At 36.0% G+C, this 21,814-nt stretch carries 22 protein-coding genes; 9 read left to right on the top strand and 13 right to left on the bottom strand.

What is annotated here, in order from left to right; all coding sequences use genetic code 11:
- Positions 1-643 (bottom strand): acylneuraminate cytidylyltransferase family protein (locus B9T66_RS02115; protein WP_095627341.1); only part of this gene is annotated, 643 nt, incomplete at its 3' end.
- Between the two features lie 348 nt (positions 644-991).
- Here B9T66_RS02115 and B9T66_RS02110 point away from each other — a divergent pair.
- Entirely contained in the window at positions 992-1,765 is a 774-nt protein-coding gene (locus tag B9T66_RS02110; RefSeq protein WP_095627340.1) for a 3-deoxy-manno-octulosonate cytidylyltransferase, read from the top strand.
- Positions 1,762-3,303, top strand: coding sequence for an aldolase catalytic domain-containing protein (locus tag B9T66_RS02105; RefSeq protein WP_095627339.1), 1,542 nt, complete (start codon positions 1,762-1,764; stop codon positions 3,301-3,303). Before B9T66_RS02110 ends, B9T66_RS02105 begins: the two co-directional genes overlap by 4 nt.
- A 95-nt stretch (positions 3,304-3,398) precedes the next feature.
- Here the strand turns inward: B9T66_RS02105 and miaB are convergent, their stop codons facing one another.
- Positions 3,399-4,724: a tRNA (N6-isopentenyl adenosine(37)-C2)-methylthiotransferase MiaB gene (gene miaB, locus B9T66_RS02100; protein ID WP_095627338.1), complete on the bottom strand. Its 1,326-nt coding sequence runs from the start codon at positions 4,722-4,724 to the stop codon at positions 3,399-3,401.
- 3 nt (positions 4,725-4,727) lie between these two features.
- Positions 4,728-4,976 carry an HP0268 family nuclease gene (locus B9T66_RS02095; protein ID WP_095627337.1) on the bottom strand — a complete coding sequence of 83 codons (249 nt, stop codon included), beginning with the start codon at positions 4,974-4,976 and terminating at the stop codon, positions 4,728-4,730.
- A gap of 159 nt (positions 4,977-5,135) precedes the next feature.
- Here B9T66_RS02095 and nusA point away from each other — a divergent pair, with 159 nt between their 5' ends.
- The 6 genes from nusA to B9T66_RS02065 all read left to right on the top strand — a co-directional run bounded on the left by nusA (position 5,136) and on the right by B9T66_RS02065 (position 10,908).
- Entirely contained in the window at positions 5,136-6,308 is a 1,173-nt protein-coding gene (nusA, locus tag B9T66_RS02090; RefSeq protein WP_095627336.1) for a transcription termination factor NusA, read from the top strand.
- A 20-nt stretch (positions 6,309-6,328) separates the two neighbouring features.
- Complete coding sequence (locus tag B9T66_RS02085; RefSeq protein WP_095627335.1) at positions 6,329-7,447, top strand: pyridoxal-phosphate-dependent aminotransferase family protein; 1,119 nt, start codon at positions 6,329-6,331, stop codon at positions 7,445-7,447.
- 5 nt (positions 7,448-7,452) lie between these two features.
- Positions 7,453-8,358: a tRNA (adenosine(37)-N6)-dimethylallyltransferase MiaA gene (gene miaA, locus B9T66_RS02080; RefSeq protein ID WP_095627334.1), complete on the top strand. Its 906-nt coding sequence runs from the start codon at positions 7,453-7,455 to the stop codon at positions 8,356-8,358.
- Between the two features lie 78 nt (positions 8,359-8,436).
- Positions 8,437-9,174, top strand: coding sequence for a hypothetical protein (locus B9T66_RS02075; RefSeq protein ID WP_095627333.1), 738 nt, complete (start codon positions 8,437-8,439; stop codon positions 9,172-9,174).
- Positions 9,175-9,197: 23 nt separating this feature from the next.
- Positions 9,198-10,064 (top strand): hypothetical protein, encoded by an 867-nt coding sequence (locus tag B9T66_RS02070; RefSeq protein ID WP_095627332.1) that lies wholly within the window; start codon positions 9,198-9,200, stop codon positions 10,062-10,064.
- 22 nt (positions 10,065-10,086) lie between these two features.
- Positions 10,087-10,908 (top strand): hypothetical protein, encoded by an 822-nt coding sequence (locus B9T66_RS02065; RefSeq protein ID WP_095627352.1) that lies wholly within the window; start codon positions 10,087-10,089, stop codon positions 10,906-10,908.
- Between the two features lie 8 nt (positions 10,909-10,916).
- Here B9T66_RS02065 and rnhA read toward each other — a convergent pair whose 3' ends face one another.
- Genes rnhA through B9T66_RS02035 form a run of 6 tightly spaced genes read right to left on the bottom strand, consistent with a single transcriptional unit; the run spans position 10,917 to position 16,181 of the window.
- Positions 10,917-11,348: a ribonuclease HI gene (gene rnhA, locus B9T66_RS02060; protein WP_095627331.1), complete on the bottom strand. Its 432-nt coding sequence runs from the start codon at positions 11,346-11,348 to the stop codon at positions 10,917-10,919.
- Positions 11,323-12,411 carry a tetratricopeptide repeat protein gene (locus B9T66_RS02055; protein WP_095627330.1) on the bottom strand — a complete coding sequence of 363 codons (1,089 nt, stop codon included), beginning with the start codon at positions 12,409-12,411 and terminating at the stop codon, positions 11,323-11,325. The genes rnhA and B9T66_RS02055 overlap by 26 nt, the downstream gene beginning before the upstream one ends.
- Position 12,412: 1 nt before the next feature.
- On the bottom strand, positions 12,413-13,246 hold the full coding sequence (locus B9T66_RS02050) for a peptidylprolyl isomerase (protein ID WP_257874568.1): 834 nt from the start codon (positions 13,244-13,246) through the stop codon (positions 12,413-12,415).
- Positions 13,247-13,250: 4 nt separating this feature from the next.
- Positions 13,251-13,901: a CheB methylesterase domain-containing protein gene (locus B9T66_RS02045; protein ID WP_095627329.1), complete on the bottom strand. Its 651-nt coding sequence runs from the start codon at positions 13,899-13,901 to the stop codon at positions 13,251-13,253.
- A gap of 8 nt (positions 13,902-13,909) precedes the next feature.
- Entirely contained in the window at positions 13,910-14,743 is an 834-nt protein-coding gene (locus B9T66_RS02040; RefSeq protein WP_095627328.1) for a CheR family methyltransferase, read from the bottom strand.
- A 10-nt stretch (positions 14,744-14,753) separates the two neighbouring features.
- Positions 14,754-16,181 (bottom strand): Do family serine endopeptidase, encoded by a 1,428-nt coding sequence (locus B9T66_RS02035; RefSeq protein WP_095627327.1) that lies wholly within the window; start codon positions 16,179-16,181, stop codon positions 14,754-14,756.
- Positions 16,182-16,424: 243 nt separating this feature from the next.
- Here B9T66_RS02035 and B9T66_RS02030 point away from each other — a divergent pair, with 243 nt between their 5' ends.
- Positions 16,425-16,919 carry a flavodoxin gene (locus B9T66_RS02030; protein ID WP_095627326.1) on the top strand — a complete coding sequence of 165 codons (495 nt, stop codon included), beginning with the start codon at positions 16,425-16,427 and terminating at the stop codon, positions 16,917-16,919.
- Positions 16,920-16,962: 43 nt separating this feature from the next.
- Here the strand turns inward: B9T66_RS02030 and B9T66_RS02025 are convergent, their stop codons facing one another.
- The 4 genes from B9T66_RS02025 to B9T66_RS02010 all read right to left on the bottom strand — a co-directional run bounded on the left by B9T66_RS02025 (position 16,963) and on the right by B9T66_RS02010 (position 21,812).
- Positions 16,963-17,868, bottom strand: coding sequence for a methylenetetrahydrofolate reductase (locus B9T66_RS02025; RefSeq protein WP_095627325.1), 906 nt, complete (start codon positions 17,866-17,868; stop codon positions 16,963-16,965).
- 21 nt (positions 17,869-17,889) lie between these two features.
- Positions 17,890-20,160: a 5-methyltetrahydropteroyltriglutamate--homocysteine S-methyltransferase gene (metE, locus tag B9T66_RS02020; RefSeq protein ID WP_095627324.1), complete on the bottom strand. Its 2,271-nt coding sequence runs from the start codon at positions 20,158-20,160 to the stop codon at positions 17,890-17,892.
- Between the two features lie 137 nt (positions 20,161-20,297).
- On the bottom strand, positions 20,298-21,044 hold the full coding sequence (locus B9T66_RS02015; protein ID WP_095627323.1) for an amino acid ABC transporter ATP-binding protein: 747 nt from the start codon (positions 21,042-21,044) through the stop codon (positions 20,298-20,300).
- A gap of 102 nt (positions 21,045-21,146) precedes the next feature.
- A complete protein-coding gene (locus B9T66_RS02010) occupies positions 21,147-21,812 on the bottom strand; it encodes an amino acid ABC transporter permease (RefSeq protein ID WP_095627322.1) in 666 nt (221 codons plus the stop codon).
- Positions 21,813-21,814: the final 2 nt, after the last annotated feature.

The following is a 21,814-nucleotide window of genomic DNA, read 5'->3' as shown; positions in this document are numbered from 1 at the left end:
AAAGGTATTCTGCAATTTCAAAGTCTAGTTCATTGTCTATATCTATACTTTCTATTTGGTTGATATTGAAAAAATATGGATTATTCCCCACAACATCGCTTTTTTGTATCATGAGTGAGCGTGCAATAATATATAACGCACTATTAAGGACTAGTATATCGGGCAGATCTTGTGATCTAGGCTTGTGTGCTGGATCATAGTTTAGAGCCTGACCATTTAGATAAAGAAATTCTTTACATAAATTTGTTGTAGCAAGAGAATCATAAGATGAAATATTATCAGCAAAAGTTCGTATACATGTTATGATACTTTTATCTGTTATGAGCGGGCTTGTTGCATTACAAAGCAAAATATATGTGCCTGATGCGTTAAGAGCCCAATTTTGTAGTGCTTCATTAATGGACACTTCACTACTTGCATAGTATTTTTCTCGTTCTACTGGTGTCGCTCCAAGTTTCTTGGCTAATTCTAGCATCACTTCAGAATCTGAATTAACAATCACATCATTAATATAACCTCGTGCCTTTATCCGTAGCATCTGGCGGATTTTAATCTCAAGTAAAGAAGTGTTTGCAAAAGGTTTTATATTTTTATTCTTCACACGTTGTGAGCCTTCGCGTACCGGAATGATGGCTGTATACATCTAAAATCCTTTCAAAATTAAACCATGATGATTCACCAAAGATTGAAAATGGTAATTTTCATACAACTCTAAACTATTCTGAATGCCAATTGTAATACTTTTTTCTTAAAAATCATTTAATGAAAATTTATATTTCGCAACGCACAAATCCCAAAAATACGCTTTTTATATTTATGAAAATTACCATTTTCAATCTTTATGTTTGGTAAGGGGCGTTCGTGGAAGTAACCGCTATTGTAGTAGCGAGAGAATATTTAACCAAGCTTTCACAGGCACATTAAAATCTTATTTGTAGATTATAGAGTTTTTAGGTTAGCTTTTAAAACTTCAACATGGTTAGGAGACATTATGAAAAAAATTTTGGGCGTAATTCCTGCTAGATATGGTTCTACAAGGTTTCCAGGAAAACCTTTGGCTGATATTTTAGGTAAGCCCATGATATGGTGGGTATATCAACAAGCTATTAGAAGCAAAAAATTAACAGAAATTATAATTGCGACCGATAACCAAAATATTGTTAAAATATGTGAGAAATATAAATTTCCATATATTATTACCGATGAAAATCATCTAACAGCTGCAAATAGAATTTTTGAAGTTTCAGGATATATGGAAGCTGATTATTATGTCCAAATTAATGGTGATGAACCATTGGTGGATGCGAATTTAATTGATTTAATTACTCCAAAAAATATACCCCAAAACATTGAATTTGGAACCAATATTGTAGCTAAGATGACAAATCCGGTGGAGGTTACAGATCCAAGTAATATTAAGGTTGTCTGCGATACCTATGAAAATATAGTATATATGTCTCGCACCCCAATTCCATATCCTTATAGGCATTTGCAATTTGATTACTATAAACACATAGGTATCATAGGATTCAATAAAAAAATGTTGAGTTTTTATCATGAATCAAAACCTTCGATTCTAGAAAAGATAGAGGGTATTGATATGTTAAGATTTACTGAATACAAAAAAACATTTAAAGCCATATTGGTGCAAAAAAATATTTATACACTTTCAGTGGATACAAAAAGTGATTTAGAAAAAGTATTAAAAATTATAGAAAATAAATTTAGAAACAATGAACTTGATTATATTAGGAGAATTTTATGAGAGTTAGCGTGTTAGATTGCACTCTTAGGGATGGTGGATATCTAAATAATTGGCAATTTGGAAATGGAACTATTTCTAACATTGTAGAAAAGTTGGGATTATCTAAAGTTGACTACATAGAACTTGGATTTTTAAAAAATAAATCTTATTCGGATTTTAATAGTAGCCATATTACAGATATTACAAATATCTCATTGAAACCAAACGACTCTTTGTTTGTTGCTATGATAGAAATAGGCGAATATGATATATCAGACATCCCTCAATATAAAGATGACATTTTAATTTTTGGATTTAGACTAATGTTTAGAAAAAAACAATTAAAAGAAGTAATTGGGATTGCGCGAAAATTGCAAAAATTGGGATATGAAATTTTTTTACAACCAGTGAATATTATGGATTATAATTTGCAAGAATTGATAGAATTAATTCAAGCTGCCAATAAAATTAATCCGTATGCTACTTATATTGTTGATACATATGGTTTTATGAATAAATATGATTTAATGGAAAAATTCTTACTATTAGATAGCAATTTAAATAAAAATATCAAATTAGGTTATCATTCACACAATAATCTGCAATTGGCATATTCAAATTGTATCGAATTGATTGAACACAACACCCAAAGAGAAATTATACTAGATTCATCAGTATTTGGAATGGGAAAGGGTGCTGGTAATGCCAATACAGAACTAATATTATCTTATTTGAATGAAAAATTTGGGGCTAACTATGACATTGATCAGATTTTAGAGATTATCGATATTTATATTTCAAAAGAAAAAGAGAAAAATCCTTGGGGATATTCTTTATTATACTACTTGGCTGCTATAACCAAATCTCATCATTCCTATGTAAGATTTTTACTTGATAAAAAAACATTATCAATTAAATCTATCAAGGAAATTCTTGTGTCTCTTGATGAGACCAAAAAAATGAATTATGATGAAAAGTATATTAGTCAAAAATATTTTCAACATCAAACTCGAAATATAAACACCAAAGAAGATTTTACGAAATTAAAAGAAGAAATAACAACATCGGAAATCTTATTGATAGGGTTGGGATCGAGTGTAAGAAAAGAGAAAGCTCAAATTATAAAATTTATACAACACCATAAATCTTTAAAGGTTATTGCAATTAATCATGTACCAAAAGATATAAGAACTGATTATATTTTTATAAGTAATATGAAAAGATATAGCCAAATATCAAGTTCTACAGCTGATATCAAGATCATTTTGACTTCAAATATAGATCCTGGTTTTATACAACCAGATTTTACATTGGATTACAAGAGCATAGTTGATGAAACAACGATACTAGATTTTGGTGGAATTATGTTCATCAAGGCACTAGCTCTTATTGGTATTAAAAAAGTCATATTGGCTGGTTTTGATGGTTTTAAGGGACATGACTTATATGTAGACAAAATGTATGATTTTGGTAGTTATGATTCTAACAGAAAATGTGCTTTTAAAGCACAACTTAAAGAACTTTCCAAAATTATTGATATCGAAAATATTACAAAATAGAAAACCTTAACGAACTAGTAGGATATTTCCACCTATAGTCTCCGTAACACGCTTTAAAGAAATTTGATTCCTACTTGTATCTCAAACCTATTTCACTATGCGATTACCTCGCCGCTCAAAGAGCCACCCTGTGCGTTGGTAATTTTCACACGCACAATCTCACCAATATCCCCTACAAAATTACCAATCTTAATAAGCCGATTGTGATCACTGCGCCCTTCACTCCAATGCTCTTGTTTATGATGATTTTCAACCAAAACTTCCACAACCCTGCCAATCTCATCTTGAGATTTTTGTGCAAGTATCTCTCTATGGAGATTCTGCAATGTTGCCAATCGCTCCTTTGCCACTTCAGAATCCACAAGCAAACTAGATTCTGTGTTATATGCACTTGTATGTGGTCTAGGCGAGTAGATAAAGCTATACATTGTATCAAATCTCACTTGTCGCACGACATCAAGCGTATCTTCAAAATCCGCATCACTCTCACCAGGAAAGCCCACAATAATATCCGTGCTAATGCCCACATCTTCTCTACCCTCACGCGCACAAAACTCACGCAATTTTGCCACACGCTCAAGATACCACTCTTTTGTATAGCCTCGTTTCATAGCTTTTAGAACCTTGCTTGATCCACTTTGGAGTGGCATATGGATAGATTTGCAAATCTTTGGATTACGCGCAAACTCTGCTAAAAATTCATCATTCATATGTAATGGATGAGGAGAAGTAAAGCGCAAACGCTCAATACCATCAATCTCACTTAGATTGCGCAAAAGCGTCGCAAAATCTACCTTTTCATGTGGCACAGAAAATCGCACCCCATAATTATTTACATTTTGTCCCAAAAGCAAAAGCTCTTTTACACCTTTGGCAGCGAGTTTTCGTGCTTCATTAAGCAATAAATCTTGAGGTATAGAGATTTCTTTACCTCGCGTAAAAGGCACGATACAATAACTGCATTTTTTATCGCAACCTATGGAAATATTGAGCAATGCTTTAATCCCCATAGTTTGTGGTGAAGCAAAGACATATGTGCTATCATCATAATCTATATCTACTTCCACGGCTTTTGGCGTATGCAAAACCTGCGTGATCTTAGAAGTATTGCGTGCACCTAGCACAAAATCCACATGAGGTGACTTTTTGATAATCTCGCCACCCAAATGACTAGCAGTGCAACCACACACACCAATTTTTGCACCTTGTTTTTTGTGTAAAGCAAATTGCCCAATCTCACTAAAAAGCTTTCTTTCTGGCTTTTCGCGCACCGAACAAGTGTTAATAAGGATTAAATCCGCTTGTTTGGGATCATCTGTGAGATCATAGCGCTCTTTTTGTGCAAGCTCGGCGATAATATGCTCAGAATCGCGCTCATTCATCGCGCATCCAAGTGTTTGGATATAAAGTTTTTTGGTCATTCTTTAGATAATGTGTATTTCATAGATGTAATTGTTTTCATCAAGCCCATAACGCACTTCATTGAGCTGCACACGATATCCGGCTTTTTGTATCGTATTTTGGGCTTTTTGCATATCTTTGTGAGCGTTTTGCCCATCAAAGTAAAACACATGTCTATTTTCTTCTTTGTATTGTCGCAATACCTCATCTAATGAGATTTTGACTTCATTTTTTTTACTTTGCAAATCTGTTTTGGCAACTTTTAATTCCATAAGACTACCTCCCGAATCGGTGACAAATAAAGCCGCAAGTATAGCAAAATTACGATAATTTTGTAACTTTTAAGCTAAAAATTACTACAATGTACCCACTTCAAAACTTCTCTAAAGCAAGATAACTCACAAAGACAATTCGGAGGCTATAAAGACAGAATGGAAAAAATCTTAGACATCATAGATATGATAGCGTATGAAAAAAATATAGAACCAGAGATTGTGTGCAATATCGTCAAAGAAGGGTTAATTAAAATTGCACAAGAAGAGATTAGCCCTGATTATGAATATTTTGTAGAAAAAGATACCAAAAACCGCACGCTTAAGCTTTTTTATAAAATTGCCGTATGCGCAGATGATGACAAACGCTTAGAGGAAAATTCGCCAGGTGTGATTGCTATCTCAAAAGTGTATCAAGAAGCACAAAATATGGGACAAAATATTAACATTGGTGATATCTTGGAATATGAGCTTAGCTTAGATTCTATGAAGCGTGGAGCGATAAACAAACTCTTTTTAACACTTGAGCTAAATTTACAACGCCAGATTGAAGAACAACTCCTAAGCGATCTCAAATCCAAAGTAAATAAAATCGTTGCAGGGGTAGTTGTAGGTATAGATAAAGATGAAAATACCTTTGTTGAAATTAATGGCATACAAGCACTCTTAGCCAAAAAAAATCGCATAAAAGGCGAACATTTTAAAGTAGGACAAACTATCAGAGCATTACTAAAATTTGTAAGCATAGGAAAAAATGGTATACGCCTAGAGCTTAGCCGCACTGCACCAAAATTTTTAGAAGAGCTCCTTACGCTAGAAGTTCCCGAACTCAAAGATGAAGAGATTCATATCTATAAAAGTGCGAGAATACCGGGTGAGCGAGCCAAAATTGCCATTTTTACCAACAATACGCGTATTGATCCCATAGGTTGTTGTGTAGGGGTAAAAGGTGTGCGTATCAACGCTGTGAGTAGTGAGCTTAATGGCGAGAGTATAGACTGCATAGAATATGTCCAAACACCAGAGATTTTTCTTGCCAAAGCATTGGCACCTGCGCAAGTGCTTAGTATCAAACTCCAACCTCATAGTGAAGATTCACAACAAAAATTTGCCCACAAGGCTATCGTGCAGATACGATCAGATCAAAAAAGCAAAGCTATCGGAAAAAATGGAATCAACATTCGCCTAGCAAGTATGCTATGTAATTGTGAGATTGAACTTGTTGAAGTGGGAGCATCGACACACAATGATGAAATGACCCTACAAGATACAAGAGAATCCAAAGTAGAAAAAACCGGCATTGATGCACTGCAATCTCTTTTTAAAAATTAATCTACACTAAAGGAGCTTTTATGTTATTATTTACTCCAGGTCCAACGCCAGTCCTAGAATCTATCCGCAATGCTATGAGTGAGCCCACACTCCATCACAGGACGCCTGAATTTGAAGCCATTTTTGCGCGCGTGAGAGAAAATCTCAAAAAACTTCTCAATCTCCCAGAAGTGCTTATGTTAGCAAGTAGTGGTAGTGGTGCTATGGAAGCGTGTGTGAGGACATTTACCAAAAACAAAATGCTTGTAGTAAATAGCGGTAAATTTGGAGAAAGATTTGCAAAAATCGCACAAGCCTACAATATCCCACACACGCAAATACAGCATTCTTGGGATACTCCAGTAAGTCTCAATGAAGTGCTTGAAGCATTTAGAAATGATAGCGAACTTGATTGTATATGTATGCAAATGTGTGAATCTGCGGGAGGATTACGCCACCCTGTAGAAGACATAGCTAGAGAAGTCAAAAAGCTAAAACCAAATGCTATGGTTGTTGTAGATTCTATCACGGCTATGGGCGTAGAACCTATCGACACAACACATATTGATGTACTCATAGGCGGATCACAAAAGGCATTTATGCTACCACCAGGTTTAAGCATTATTGCGCTTTCACAAAATGCTATTGATATGGCAAATGAACGCAATATAGGGTTTTATTTTAATCTCAAAACCGAACTAAAAAACCAAACCCAAAACACAACTGCATGGACTGCCCCCACAACTATCATTCAAGGACTTCACAAATATTTTGAGCTTGTAGAGGAAATGGGCGGAATCCAAAATGTGTATGCACAAACTAGGGCACGATCATTAGCAAGCAATGAAGCCTTGAAGGCATTGGGGCTTACTATTTATCCAAAAACTCCGGCACTAGCAATGAGCACGATCTATGATGAAGCACATGCAAGCACATTGCGTAAGATTCTCAAGACAGATTTTGCACTCAATGCCGCTGGTGGGCAAGATCACTTAAAAACAAGTATTATACGATTTAATCATATGGGGCTTATCCCTGTGTATGAAACTGCGTGGATGGTCAATGCACTAGAGCTTGCACTCCAAAAAGCTGGATTGCGAACATTTGATGGCACAGCCAACGCAGTATTTTTACAAAAATATTATGCATTGCTTAGCTAGATTCTATGCAAATCTTTGCACTCATCGGAGCGAGTGGTAGTGGCAAAAGCGCACTAGGAATAGAACTTGCCACCCGCTATGACGGGGAGATTTTTTCATTAGATTCACTAAGTATCTATCGGTATATCACTATCGCTTCTGCCAAACCAAGTCCGCAAGACTTAGCAAAAATTAGGCATTATGGGATTGATGAGTTAGATCCACATCAACCCTGCAATGTGATGACATTTTGGCAAAGTTTAGAATCCGCACTCACACAAGCAAAATCCAAAGGGAAAAAGACATTTTTTATCGTAGGAGGATCAAGCTTTTATCTAAAAAGTATGATTGAAGGCTTAAGTCCTATGCCACAACTCACACAAGAGACATCACACACAATACACAATCACATAACTAGTATCCCAAAACCCTATGAGTTTTTATCTCATATCGATTCTTTATATGCACAAACACTCCAACCTACTGATACATACAGAATCCACAAAGCCCTTGAAATATATTTTGCCACAGACACGATTCCAAGCGTGTATTTTGCCACGCATCCTAAACAAAAATTTCTAGCTTTAGAAAATATACCTATTTTGGTGCTTGATATGCCTAGAGACATCTTGCGAGAAAGGATAAACATACGCACACACGCGATGATTTCTCAAGGTTTGCTTGATGAAGTGCGATTTTTGCGTGATAATTATCCAGCACACTCCCAAAGTTTCAAGGCTATAGGCATTAAAGAAAGTCTAGAATTTCTTGCAACAAACAATAGCGACACCAAAATACTACATACACTGATAAGCACACACACTGCACAACTTGCCAAAAGGCAAAGCACCTTTAATCGCACACAATTTCGCAATGCCCTATTTTTAGATTCACACCAGATTCACGCTTATATCGCTTCACATATGCAATAACGCCAAAATACACACGCTAAATTGTAAAATTACAAAACACGCACTATAATAAACACACTTTTTGCAAAGGAATATAGCATGAAGATAATAGTGTCTATAGTGATTATGGGTTTTTGTTTGTTATACGCAGATCATCTCCATTACCCATACTTTGAAGAACTCCTTCACGATAAAAATGGCAAAATAATAAAAAACACGCTTAAAACTGCAAAAACCAACTCCCAAACTCCTGAAACATACATCGGAGAGATTACCTTAACTGGAGTGCTTGAGAGATCTGACACTTTTGAGTATCGTAATGCTTTGATGTTCTATCCTGATTCTTATGTCACTGAACTTTATAGTATTGTTCTAGATGACAAGCATGTCAAATTACCCTCCCCACTAGATAAAGCATTTTTTGGTGTATCCGCAGCAAGAGCAGAAGTAACAATTAAAAATCCTTATTCTGATGGAGAAGATGTTCACGGAAAGCTTGTAGGTTTTAAACTTTTGGGAGATATACAAATACAATATTCTACTAGAGATAAATGGATTGGAGATGGGTATTATCAAATCCTTGCCTATAATTCCAAAGATGATTATATAAATATACGAGATAAGGCAAATGAAAAAATAATAGGAAAGATTTTGAAAAATGATATAATAAATGATAATGGGCTTTTGGTATTAATAGATGTAGCTTGGGATGAGAAACTTATTTATCATTGGGAAACAAGCTGGATTGAAGTGTATTATTTGCCTCCAAATGCTAAAGACGGAAAAGATGCCATTCATGGCTTTGTACATGGATCACAAGTTATAAGACAAGAATAATCTGCTTACAAAAGGGTGCTAACATGAAAAACATTATTATACTCATACTAAGTCTTAATATGCTTTTTGCATTTCCATCTACTGAAGCGTATTTTTCTGAACTTTCAAGCGATAATAGTAAAGTGACAAAAAATACACTTAAAGCTTATGATGTAAAAGATTTTATGCTTTATTTTAATGGAGAGATTACTTTAACAGGAGTGCTTGAAAGGTCTGATAATTACGATATGGGGGATAATTATACTGCTTTAAGATTCTATCCTGATAACAATATAGATCTTCCTTTTTTTCCTGTTTCATTTGAAATGGATTTAAAAAATCAAGGTGCTTCTAAATATGGTGATTCTTGGGATTTTAGCGGTATCAAATTTAACAGATTGGAATTTGGTGTTTTATTAGAAAATATTAAAGTAAAATTACCAGAACCCTTAAATACAAGATTTTTAGGTGTTGCTGCCATAAGAGCTGAAGTAACAATTAAAAATTATCATTTTTATGCAGAAGGTGAGGCAGCAAGAGAGGCTTATGGCGATCTTGTAGGTTTTAAGGCTTTGGGTGATATTAAAACAGAGTATTTTAGTAAAGATAATTATAATAAGGGAGGTATTTATTACAGCAAACTTAAATATAATTCTAAAGATGATTATGTAAATATAAGAGATAAAGCAAATGGAAAAATAGTAGGAAAGATTTTGAAAAATGATATGATTAATAATAATGCGGTTTTATTATTTATCAATGGAGATGGCATTGATTATGTGAATCATGAAGATATCGAAACAAAATGGCTTGAAGTCTTTTATCTTCCTCCAAATGCCAAAGACGGAAGAGATGCCATTCATGGCTTTGTGCATGGATCACAGGTAAAATTTGAAAATGGAAGCTATTAAAAGCACAACAATAAGAGCTATAATGAAAAAAATTATTTTATTTCTTTTAAGTATTAATTTTTTATGGACATTTCCGCCTGATAAAGCATATTTTTCTGAACTTTTAAGCGATAATGGTAAAGTAATAAAAAATACACTTAAAGTTAAAAAACTTGACGGCACTTATTCCGCTGCTCAAATTTATTTTGATGGTGAAATTACATTGACAGGAGTGTTGGAAAGAGCTGATGATTTTGAGACTAATAATGCTTTAAGATTTTATCCTGATAATAATATTGATTTGCCTTTTTTATTTAGTACATCTTCCCATAACATAGATGACTATAAAGAATTTGAAAGATTGAAATTCGGTATTTTATTAAATGATAAAAATGTAAATTTACCATCTCCTTTGAATAAAGCATTTTTAGGAGTATCAGCTGTAAGAGCAGAGGTAACAATAAAAAACTATTCTTTTTATGGTGAAGGTGAGGCAGGAAGAGAGGCTTATGGCGATCTTGTAAATGTTAAATTACTTGATGATGTGCAAATAGAATATTTTTCCAAAGATAATTCTGCAGATGTTTATTATAATCCTGGAAATTCTTATTATATTAAGCTTAAATATAATTCTCAAGATGATTATGTAAATATAAGAGATAAAGCAAATGGAAAAATAGTAGGAAAGATTTTGAAAAATGATATGATTAATAATGAGGGGCTTTTATTGGCTATTGATAGTGATTATGGAAGTGGAGAGAAAGATTGGCGTGAAGTATATTATCTGCCTCCAAATGCTAAAGACGGAAGAGATGCCATTCATGGCTTTGTGCATGAATCACAGGTAAAATTTGCACATGATTAATAAAGGTATTACTTAGTAGATTCTAAAATTTTAAACGCTTCTTGTTTGGCAATCTTATCACACTCTTCATTAAGTGCAATACCCGAATGTCCTTTAACCCAAGTAGCGTGAATCTTGTGCTTTTGTGCAACTTGTATATATCTTCGCCACAAATCAGGATTTTTTACCTTAGCAAAATCCTTTGCTATCCAATTTGCAAGCCATACATTGATACCCTCACACACATACTTAGAATCGCTATAAATTTCTACACAACAAGGCTCTTTGAGTGCTTCAAGAGATGAAATAACGGCTTGAAGTTCCATACGATTATTAGTTGTGTGTGCTTCTCCACCACTTATAACCTTGCGCGTGGATTTAAACTCCAAAATCCCACACCAACCACCAGCACCGGGATTGCCTAATGATGAACCATCACAATAAAGAGTAACGGATTTCATCTTTGCTTTCTCGCACAGAACACAAAACATCAAAACTCAAAAGTGCATTACAAGTGGGACATCGCTGATTTTCAAGAGGAAAAATCCCCTTGCATTCGCTACAACGATATTCAAAATGCAAATCCACACTAAAATGCGAATATGCACGCAGCAAACGAAGTGTTTCTAACTCAAATTTTGCACACTCTTGTTTATTAGATTCATATGATATATGAGTTTGCTCACGCGCTCTATAAATTTCAATAATCTTTTGATTTGTAAGACTCTCAAGTGGGACTTCGCTTTTGGGACAATGCCACAACACGTCAAGGAGATTTTCTATATTGCGTGCTTCTTGTGCCTTTTGCCAAAAAAGCGCAAGATTATAATTCCTATAATACATCAAAATAGGCTTTTCTAGTCTTGGAAAAATAGCCTTTAGCGCCTCCAATTTAGGCACTTTATCTTCAAACGCACTCCCTTCATCAGCAAAAATACACATACTCTCCAAATACGCACGATTATGTGATAAGGTTTCAAAATATTTTGTGTCATCAAGATTTCCGGATTGCTCATAAATCTCTTGCAAACAATCCACTACATCAATCGCCTTTTCATACTCATTAAGCTTCTCATAAATCCTAAGTAGATAAAACAAAGCTTCTGGATTTCTAGGAAAATTTTTGACAATTTCTAGAAATACATTTTTAGCACGTTGCAAAAATCCTGATTGAAAATGCACAACACCAAGTGCATACAAAATATGAACTTTATCCTGTGTAGATGTGCTAGGACTGGCATTTAATATACTTGTATAAATTTTAATAGCTTCTTGGATATTGCCACTTTGAATATAGGCATTGGCAATAAATTCTAGCGTTGGAATCGCATTTTTGTTTAGCTTTAAAAACTCTTCAACGCCATCTTTTATTCCCAAAAATTCATAAGACTTTTTCAAATCTTCAAGAGAATTTACACGCTTTCGCTCCTTTATGCGGTTGCGGATAAAATCTAGCGCACCGACAATAGCAATAATCACAAAAACAAGGATAATGCCAAAAAGCGGATCTTGATACCACTGCATACTATTCTCGTAAATAGACGATCTTAGCACTCGCGCGAATCTTGGCAAAGTGTTCTTTAATGATACTTTGCTCTTTTTGCGCCATTACACGCTGATTGACCATAGGCTTAGCTTCCTCATAACTCATAAGCTTCTCTCCAAGCTTTTCAAGCACCAAAAAACTCACAAGAACATTATTTCCTGCATTAAGCACAGGTGTAAAATCTCCCTTTGGTGTTGTAACAAATACTTGAGCAATTTGTGGTGAGAGGATATGCATATTGATTGTTTCTTCTTGTTTTTGCACTCCTTCGATATTTTTCTTTGGATCTTTCATAGCCTTTTGAAGTAACGCATCGCTTGAAGTGCTATAGCGCATAACTTTGACGCTAGAGGGGACTTCAAAATCTTTTTTATGTGCATTATAGTAAGCAAATAACTCGCTTTCATCGGTAATATTGACATTGCTAGCAAGGATTTTTTGCATTAATTCACGCGTTTGGAGTTGCTTTTTGAGATCGGATCGATATGCTTGATAACTCACCCCTTCTCTAGCAAGCTGTGCAATAAGCGCACTTTTGTTGATACCATTGCTTGAGGCAATACGCCCAATTTCATCATCAATTTTAAATTCATCAATGCTAATCTTAAAACGCTCAATTTCATCATCTTTTAAACGCTCATTAATCAATAAGTCAATGGCTTGTTGCCTATCAACTTTCATAGTTTTTTGCATTTTTTCTATCTCATGCAATGTTATAGCATGTCCATTAACACGCACTGCTACACCAGCTATAACATCACTTGCTACTACCATACCCCCAAACCACAGACACATAATAAGCACATATCGCATATTGCTAACCTTTAAAATTACTAATATATTCAATGATTTGCTCAAGACTTAGCGTATATTTTGCTCCGCCAACCTCGATAGCTTTTTTTGGCATACCAAAAACCACGCAACTTTGCTCATCTTGTGCAATAGTAATAGCACCATTTTGATACATTTCTTTTAATCCTATACTTCCATCATCGCCCATACCAGTAAGAATTACGCCGAGCGCATTTTTTCCTGCCACATTATTCACATTGCGAAACAAAATATCCACGCTAGGCTTGTGTCGGGAGATTCTAGGACCATCTATGGGTTTTGCAAAATAATGCCCATTTTCATAACTCAATGATATATGTGAATCTCCACTCGCAAGATATGCGCAGGATTGCTCAAGACACATTTTTTGTGTTACCTCAAAAATATCAAGTTCTGAAAGAGAATCTAAGCGTTTAGCAAAAGAAGAGCCAAAAGTTTTTGGAATATGTTGCACCACGACAATTGGTGGCAATCCTCTAGGAAGTTTTGAGAAAATCACACTAAGCGCATCAACACCGCCTGTGCTCGCACCTATAGCGATAAGTTTTGGGCGTATCAAATCCTTGCATGGCTTACTCTCTAGTAAAGTATCTGGGTGCAGTTTTTGACCTGTAGCCAATTCTTTTGAATCTATCATTCTCTCCCTTATCGTTGTCGAATAAAAATTTTATGCCCAAGCTTTTCTGTGTCATTTGCTAGGTCATAAAGACTTTCGGAATGCCCCAAATAAAATGTCCCACCCACTTTTAGCAACGAAAAGAGGCGTTGCAAAATATTCTCTTGATCGGGTTTGGTAAAATAAATAAGAATATTTCTACAAAATACTATATCAAATTCTTCATTACTAAAAGGATATCTTTTGGCAAAGAGATTTAATTGTTTAAAAGTTATCATATTTTTAAGCTTTGGCTTGACACAAAGATGGCGCATTTTTTTAGATTCATCAATGACATCAAAAAACTCCAAAATCTCACTCTCTGCCCACTTAGGCCATTTTTCCATTAGAGGGTTTATCGTGTATTTTCCTTCTTTGGCAACCTCTAGCACTTGTGTGTCAATATCTGTAGCAATAATCTCAACTTGCGTGCTAGCATTATAAATTTTTTTGGCATATGCCACCGTAGCGGCAATAGAATAGGGCTCTTGTCCTGTAGAAGATGCACAACAATAAATTTTAATACGCGATTGTGTCTTAAAAAGCTGTGGCAAAACCCTATCAAGCAAATCATCAAAATGAAAACTTTCTCGGAAAAAATCTGTCTTGTTGGTGGTAAAAACATTAATAAAAGCTTGTTCGATATTTTTGTCTTTTGCCACCTTTGCAAGTAGGCTCTCTACACTCTCACAATGCGTATCTTTCATAAGCTTTAGGACACGATTTTTTGCCATAGCAAATTTAGAATCTACAATGGCAATCCCTGAAAGCTCATAAATTTTCTCTTGCAAAAGTTTAAAATGCTTGGCATCAATATGAATCATACACTATTCTTTATTTTAAGATAATGGTCTTAATTCCATTGCGAGAATATACCAAGATTCTCTTGTTTTTATTTTTAAACTTGCCCAAAGCCGCCAAAAAATCTGATGTTCTTGCAATATTGCTATCCTCAACTTGCGCTATCACATCACCTATGCTAAATCCAGCTTTATCGGCTAATGAATCTCTTTTTACCTCCACAACCACTACACCTCGCACATTATCTGGGATTCTATAGCGTTGGCGCAATGTTTGGGTGATTTCACTTACCTCTAAGCCATCAATACCGCCATTGGCATTTTTTGGTGGATTTTGTTCTTGATCCATTTTTTGTGATTCATCACTGCTAAGCTCTCCTAACACAACCTGAGTCATACGCTCTTGTTTGTCGCGCACATATTTAATGGTAACTTTTTGTGTGGGTGGAAGCATACCAATAAGGTTTTTAAGATCCTGTGCGCTTGTAATTTTTTTGCCATCTACTTGCGTGATAAGATCCCATACCATAAGACCGGCTTTTGCTGCTGGAGATTGTGGCTCAATGCTAATGAGCAATGCTCCCTCTCTTTGTCCATAGGTTTCTTGTAAATCCTCGCTCACATCTTGGATTCCCACACCCAAATACCCTCGTTTGACTGAACCTTTTTCGATAAGCTCTTTGGCGATTTTTTTAACCATTTCAGAAGGAATTGCAAAACCTACACCATGGTTACCACCTGTGCGTGAAAGAATCGCGGTGTTTATCCCTATAAGCGCTCCACGAGAATCTATCAATGCCCCGCCACTATTGCCCGGATTGATAGACGCATCGGTTTGGATAAAATTTTCATAATCATTAATCCCTATGCCACTTTTATTGAGTGCAGACACAATGCCTTGTGTTACCGTCTCTCCGACACCAAATGGATTACCTATGGCAAAAACCACATCACCTACTTGCACCGCATCGCTATTGGCAAAACTAATAGATGGGGTGCTAGCCTCTATCTTGATAACAGCAAGATCACTGCGAGAATCTGCGCCTATAATTTTGGCGGTATATTCTTTGGTGCTACCAGAGAGTGAGACAAGAATCTTATCAGCGCCATCTATAACGTGATGATTGGTAACAATATAGCCATCGGTGGAGATAAGCACACCGCTTCCCAAGCTTCGCTCGATTCTATCTCTTGGAATCTGCCCATACACATCGCCAAAAAATTGTTGAAAAAATGGATCATTAAACATAGGGTGGTTAGGAATTGTGTTTGAAACTTGCTTTTGTGTAGAAATATTGACAACCGCCTTTGTCGCATCGCCTAATGAGGAAGCATAGGATTGAATACTTTGGGGAGAATTACTAGGATTTAGGCGTTCTTGCACATCTGGCGCATTTTTGAAATCAAAAGCCCCCATATACCCGACACTTGCTATCAATAAAATACGACACGCTTTTATCATACAAACTCCTTGCTTTAGATTCTAAAATATGTAAATCGTTATTGTATTTGGTATTCTTAAATAATTACTAAAGTGAGTTTGTGAGAATACTATCTCATAGAGACTATGTCTATTTACGCAAAAAAGAAGTAGGATTGTTTAGAATCTCATAACACTTTGTTACAAAAAAAGTGTATTATTCGCATTTTAAGAGATATAGGAATTATTCTTATTTTCTCTATCTATGCGTTGTAAGGAGTATGTATGCAAAAAATTGGGATTTTTTATGGAAGTGATTCTTCAAATACACAAAATATCTGCCAAAAAGTTGCTAAAGAACTTGGCGATGCAGAACTCTTTGATGTAGCAAAAGCTTCTAAAGAAGATTTTGTGAAATTTAACAACCTCATTCTTGCCACACCTACCTATGGACACGGCGATTTGCAAGATGATTGGGATAGCTTTTTAGATACGCTAAGTGAAGATGACTTTAGCGGAAAAGTAGTCGCTTTTATCGGCGTAGGAGACCAAGACACATATAGTGATACATTCTGCAATGGAGTTTCTTATCTCTATCACAAAGCTGCAAAAGCCAAACGCATTGGGCAAACTGCCAATGAGGGATATTACTTTGATGATACAGAATCACTCGTTGATGGTAAGCTTATAGGACTCTTGCTTGATGAAGATAATCAAGAAGATCTTAGCGATGAGCGCATCACTAAATGGGTGGCACAGATAAAAAACGAGTTTGTATAAAATATTTGGGTGCATTTTGCCCCAAATATTAAAACATAAAATTTTATGATAGATAAAATTCTCGCACAAGCTCTAGTTTATTGGCACTCATAAAATGTATTTTGTCATGTAGGCTTCGTAATTGAGTGAGTAACTCTCGCGATAATTCCAAACCAACCTCATATTCATTATCTTTGGCATTTTGTAGTTGGGTAATCCAAGTATCTGGAATAAACACACCCGGTAGCTTATCACGCAAAAAAATGGCGACTTTATAATTCACCACTGGAAAAAATCCAAAAATTAGCGTGGTATGTGTGCCAAGCTCGGCATTTATTTCATCTAAACTTTGGAGAAGAAATTCTGCCATTTCTTTAGAATACACAGGTTGTGTAAAAAGTGCATATGGTTTGCCCTGTGAGATTTTTTTGCGCATTTTGGTTTTAAGAGATTGAGGATTGTTCGCATAGGAATTTATCACTTGAAAACCATAAATAGGCTCTATAGAATCTTTGAGAGCTTTGCCATTAAGCACTTTCCCCTCATTGAGATTATGAATGATACGCATAAGCTTTAGGGAATTTTCCTCAAAAACCCCTTTAGATTCTGCGCAATCTCCAAGCTTAATGGGATCGCCCGTAAGACACAAAAATGATCGCAAACCAAATTCATTCGCCGCCAAAATATCTCCACACAATGCAATAGAATTGCGATCGCGCATTCCAAGAGTGCATACAACAGGTTTGTGTGTGAGATTCTGAAGTTTGATAGAGCTTAGAATCGATGATGGTTTAAAATGTGCTAAAGGCGAATCGGTGCAAACAAACGCATCAATTGCCACCTCGCTAGAAAGCGTAAGAAGTTTTTCTACTTCTTTGCTTCCTGCAAGTGTCGGCGAAAGTGGCGGAGTAACCTCTAGGGTCAAAAGCCTTTGTTTTGTGCCAAGTTTGGCTACAAACTGCTCTATCATCTCGTGTTTCTTTGTATGGGGTTAGCCTAATGTGCCTCGCACAGCCTTAACTGCCTCAACCATATTTTTAAGGCTTGGCTTGACTTCTTCCCATTTTCGAGTTTTTAGCCCACAATCTGGATTAATCCATAATTGTTCTTTTGGCAATACTTCCAAAAGCGCTTTGATTTGATCGATGATTTCTTGTGTGCTTGGGATTCTAGGGCTATGAATATCATACACACCCGGTCCTACTTCATGTGTATAGCCAACTTCCTTAAAGACTTTTAGCAACTCATTTCCGCTTCTTGCAGTTTCTATACTAATCACATCAGCATCCATTGCCTCGATAGTTTTGATAATGTCATTAAACTCACTATAACACATATGTGTGTGAATCTGTGTATTTGCCTTTGCTACTGCGGTAGAAACCTTAAAGCACTCTAGTGCCCATCGCTCATATTCTTTGATATTTTCTGCGCGCAAAGGATACCCTTCTTTAAAGGCTGCCTCATCGACTTGAATGATTTTCACTCCGCCTTTTTGCAAATCATCAATCTCATCAGCAATGGCTAATGCAATTTGTTCGCATACTTGTGAGCGCGTCATATCATCGCGCACAAAGCTCCAATTTAGAATCGTTACAGGTCCTGTTAGCATACCTTTCATAATTTTTTTCGTAAGACTTTGTGCATACAAAATCCAATCAAGTGTCATTGCCTTAGGTCGTGCTACATCACCAAAAATAATAGGTGGTTTCACACAGCGGCTACCATAGCTTTGCACCCAACCATTTTGACTAAACACAAACCCTTCAAGCTGCTCCCCAAAATACTCCACCATATCATTGCGTTCTGGCTCTCCATGCACCAAAACATCTAAATCAATTTCTTCTTGAAACTTCACACAATCTTGTATGTATTCTTTGATTCCTGCTTCATACGCGTCTTTGCTAATCTCACCTTTTTTATACCCCAAACGCAATGCACGAAGTTCTGGTGTTTGAGGGAATGAACCAATTGTTGTTGTCGCAAGATCTGGATAACCTAGCTCATCTCGTTGAATCTTAATACGATCTTTGAAAGCTACATCGCGGCTTTTTAGTGTATTTTTGCTCACGCGATCGCGCACGGCTTTATTGTTTGTTTTTTCAGAAGTTTTACGCGCATTATTAATAGCCTTATTGGCTTCAAAAAATGCTTTACTTCCTCCATTTACGCCATTTTTGAAGAGATCTTCAAGCACTCTTAATTCTTCAAGTTTTTCTTTTGCAAAACTAATCCAACTTAGAATCTGTGAATCCATTTTACTTTCATCATCTTTTCCAAAAGGCACATGCAAAAGTGAGCAAGAAGTAGTGATCACTACGCGCTCTTTTGGAATTTGTGCTGTGATAGATTCTAATGTTTTGAGTTTAGATTCTAAATCTGCTACCCAAATATTACGCCCATCAATAAGCCCTGCAAAAAGCACCTTGTTGCTTGCCGCGATAGCGCCAAGAGATTGTGTATTTTTAGCCCCTGCGATAAAATCAAGTCCTATACCATAAATGCTTGTTTGCAACAAAACCTCTGTAAGCTCATTGCTATGCTCAAAAAAAGTTGTTACGATAGTTTTGATGCCTTTTTGTGCAATGCTTTCATACACTTCTTTAATAGCTTGTTTATCATAGACACATTGTGCTTGTGGCGTATCATTGTGCCATCCACGCACAAAAATAGGCTCACTAAATTCAATCACAACTTCCGAATCTAGTTTGGCAATCTCATCAACCAAATCTAAATACGCGCTTTTGAGCTTTGCAAAAATAGCCTTTGGATCACCTTGTGCAATTTTGCTTAATCCAAAAAATGTAAAAAGTCCTATAAGTGAAATCTTTGGCGTATATCCTAGCGCTTTAGCTTCATTGTATTGATCCTTTAGTGTTTGAATCTGTGCTTGATATACATCTGTTTGACTAAGCTCTGGCACGACATAGTGATAGTTTGTGTTAAACCATTTTGTCATTTCACACGCTACACCTTTTGCATGTCCGCGTGCCATAGCAAAATATCCCTCCAAACCGCTTAAATCTTTGAATCTTTGTGGCTTTGCGCCAAGCGCATAGGCAAGATCCAAAATATTATCATAGTAGCTAAAGTCATTGACACATACATAATCAAGATGTTTTTGTGCTTCCCAATGCTTTTTACGCAAATCTTTGGCTACGTTTTCTAAATCACTTTGGCTACATTTTCCAGCCCAAAATGCCTCTAAAGCTTTTTTCAGCTCTCTATTTTGTCCGATACGAGGAAATCCAACGATACTACTCATTATGATCCTTTTTATGAAATTTTAGTTTGACGGATATTATTGCATAGTTTTTTTAAAAACACAATATGTGTTTTAAGATTTTTTAGATTCTATGGCACAAAAAGTAACAAACACATTATGTGTTTTAAAATTTTTGCTTAATTGTGCTGATGTTTGCGTTTGAAATCAAAAGTCTTGAGAAAATTTTTGGCACGAGTGCTTTTGGGATTGGTAAAAAACTCTTGTGGCGTGCTAGATTCAATAATCTTTCCAGAATCCAAAAACACGATTTTATCACTCACCGCCTTTGCAAAACCCATCTCATGAGTAACAAGAAGCATTGTCATGCCTTCATCAGCAAGTTCCAAAACCACATCAAGCACCTCACGCACCATTTCAGGATCAAGCGAGGCTGTAATTTCATCAAAAAGCATAATCTTTGGATTCATGCACAATGCACGCACAATCGCCACGCGTTGTTTTTGCCCACCACTTAAGAGTTTAGGATATGCCTTAAGCTTAGATTCTAAACCTACGCGCTTAAGAAGACTATGGGCTTGGTGTAATACCTCATCTTTATGGCGTTTTTGCACCTTGAGTGGTCCTAATAAAATATTTTGCTCCACGCTTAAATGTGGAAATAATTCATAATTTTGAAATACCATACCAATTTCTTGGCGAATCTTGCTCCAATCAGTCTTTGGTGTGTTTATCTGCACAGATTCTAAATAAATCTCACCACCTTGTGTCGGCTCTAATCCATTAATGCAACGCAACAATGTGCTTTTACCACAACCGCTAGGTCCCAAAAGAGTCACTACCTCGCCTTTTTGCACCACAAGATCGATATTATCAAGCACAAGATGAGAATCGTATCGCTTCGTAAGGTTATGGATTTGTAACATAAAACTCCTTATATCAATAAATCTAGCGCATTTGGGATAAACTCCCAAATACTCTGCTTTGATACCACACAAGCTTATCTTGTTTCTTAGAATCTAAAGATTCTACATACTAGAATCTTTAGATTCTAAGCGTTTTGCAAGATAAGAAAGTGGATAGCATAAGACAAAATACAATACAAGCAAAAAGCCATAAATCACAAATGGCGCACTCACGATTGTATGGTTTGCTTCAATAATCTGTCTAGCGACAAAAAACACATCACCAACTCCAATAAACAACAAAAGCGAGGTGGTTTTGATAATGCGTGTAAAAAGATTGATACTTCCGGGTATAAGACGCGTAGTAGCTTGTGGCAAAATGACAAAAATCTGTGTCTTTGTCCAATTTAGACCCAAACTCAAAGCCGATTCTCGCTGATGATTGCTAATAGAACTAAACGCGCCGCGCACCAAATCCGCCATTTCTGCACTTCCCCAAAGACTAAATACCAAAATCCCCACAAAAATATTATTGATATGTATATCCATAGCTTGTGGCAATCCAAAATAACATACATACAGCAATGCCAAAATAGGCACGATACGCACAAATTCCAAATACAACCGACATACCACGCGCACCACCACAGATCGCATAAGCATACATAGCCCTATTAATGAGCCAAATACTATAGAAAGCCCAATGGACACAAAAGAAACAAAAAGCGTAATGCCTAATCCTTCGCCCAAGCGATATATATTGCTTGCGCTAAAAAGTGAATCTATCATCG

It is taken from the genome of Helicobacter sp. TUL, from assembly GCF_002287135.1.
Lineage (GTDB): Bacteria > Campylobacterota > Campylobacteria > Campylobacterales > Helicobacteraceae > Helicobacter_F.
This window is presented reverse-complemented; position numbering and strand designations above follow the sequence as displayed.

Coding starts and splice junctions, on each gene's coding strand:
- B9T66_RS02110 (WP_095627340.1), top strand. CDS start 992: ATGAAAAAAATTTTGGGCGTAATTCCTGCTAGATATGGTTCTACAAGG.
- B9T66_RS02105 (WP_095627339.1), top strand. CDS start 1,762: ATGAGAGTTAGCGTGTTAGATTGCACTCTTAGGGATGGTGGATATCTA.
- miaB (WP_095627338.1), bottom strand. CDS start 4,724: ATGACCAAAAAACTTTATATCCAAACACTTGGATGCGCGATGAATGAG.
- B9T66_RS02095 (WP_095627337.1), bottom strand. CDS start 4,976: ATGGAATTAAAAGTTGCCAAAACAGATTTGCAAAGTAAAAAAAATGAA.
- nusA (WP_095627336.1), top strand. CDS start 5,136: ATGGAAAAAATCTTAGACATCATAGATATGATAGCGTATGAAAAAAAT.
- B9T66_RS02085 (WP_095627335.1), top strand. CDS start 6,329: ATGTTATTATTTACTCCAGGTCCAACGCCAGTCCTAGAATCTATCCGC.
- miaA (WP_095627334.1), top strand. CDS start 7,453: ATGCAAATCTTTGCACTCATCGGAGCGAGTGGTAGTGGCAAAAGCGCA.
- B9T66_RS02075 (WP_095627333.1), top strand. CDS start 8,437: ATGAAGATAATAGTGTCTATAGTGATTATGGGTTTTTGTTTGTTATAC.
- B9T66_RS02070 (WP_095627332.1), top strand. CDS start 9,198: ATGAAAAACATTATTATACTCATACTAAGTCTTAATATGCTTTTTGCA.
- B9T66_RS02065 (WP_095627352.1), top strand. CDS start 10,087: ATGAAAAAAATTATTTTATTTCTTTTAAGTATTAATTTTTTATGGACA.
- rnhA (WP_095627331.1), bottom strand. CDS start 11,348: ATGAAATCCGTTACTCTTTATTGTGATGGTTCATCATTAGGCAATCCC.
- B9T66_RS02055 (WP_095627330.1), bottom strand. CDS start 12,411: ATGCAGTGGTATCAAGATCCGCTTTTTGGCATTATCCTTGTTTTTGTG.
- B9T66_RS02050 (WP_257874568.1), bottom strand. CDS start 13,246: ATGCGATATGTGCTTATTATGTGTCTGTGGTTTGGGGGTATGGTAGTA.
- B9T66_RS02045 (WP_095627329.1), bottom strand. CDS start 13,901: ATGATAGATTCAAAAGAATTGGCTACAGGTCAAAAACTGCACCCAGAT.
- B9T66_RS02040 (WP_095627328.1), bottom strand. CDS start 14,743: ATGATTCATATTGATGCCAAGCATTTTAAACTTTTGCAAGAGAAAATT.
- B9T66_RS02035 (WP_095627327.1), bottom strand. CDS start 16,181: ATGATAAAAGCGTGTCGTATTTTATTGATAGCAAGTGTCGGGTATATG.
- B9T66_RS02030 (WP_095627326.1), top strand. CDS start 16,425: ATGCAAAAAATTGGGATTTTTTATGGAAGTGATTCTTCAAATACACAA.
- B9T66_RS02025 (WP_095627325.1), bottom strand. CDS start 17,868: ATGATAGAGCAGTTTGTAGCCAAACTTGGCACAAAACAAAGGCTTTTG.
- metE (WP_095627324.1), bottom strand. CDS start 20,160: ATGAGTAGTATCGTTGGATTTCCTCGTATCGGACAAAATAGAGAGCTG.
- B9T66_RS02015 (WP_095627323.1), bottom strand. CDS start 21,044: ATGTTACAAATCCATAACCTTACGAAGCGATACGATTCTCATCTTGTG.
- B9T66_RS02010 (WP_095627322.1), bottom strand. CDS start 21,812: ATGATAGATTCACTTTTTAGCGCAAGCAATATATATCGCTTGGGCGAA.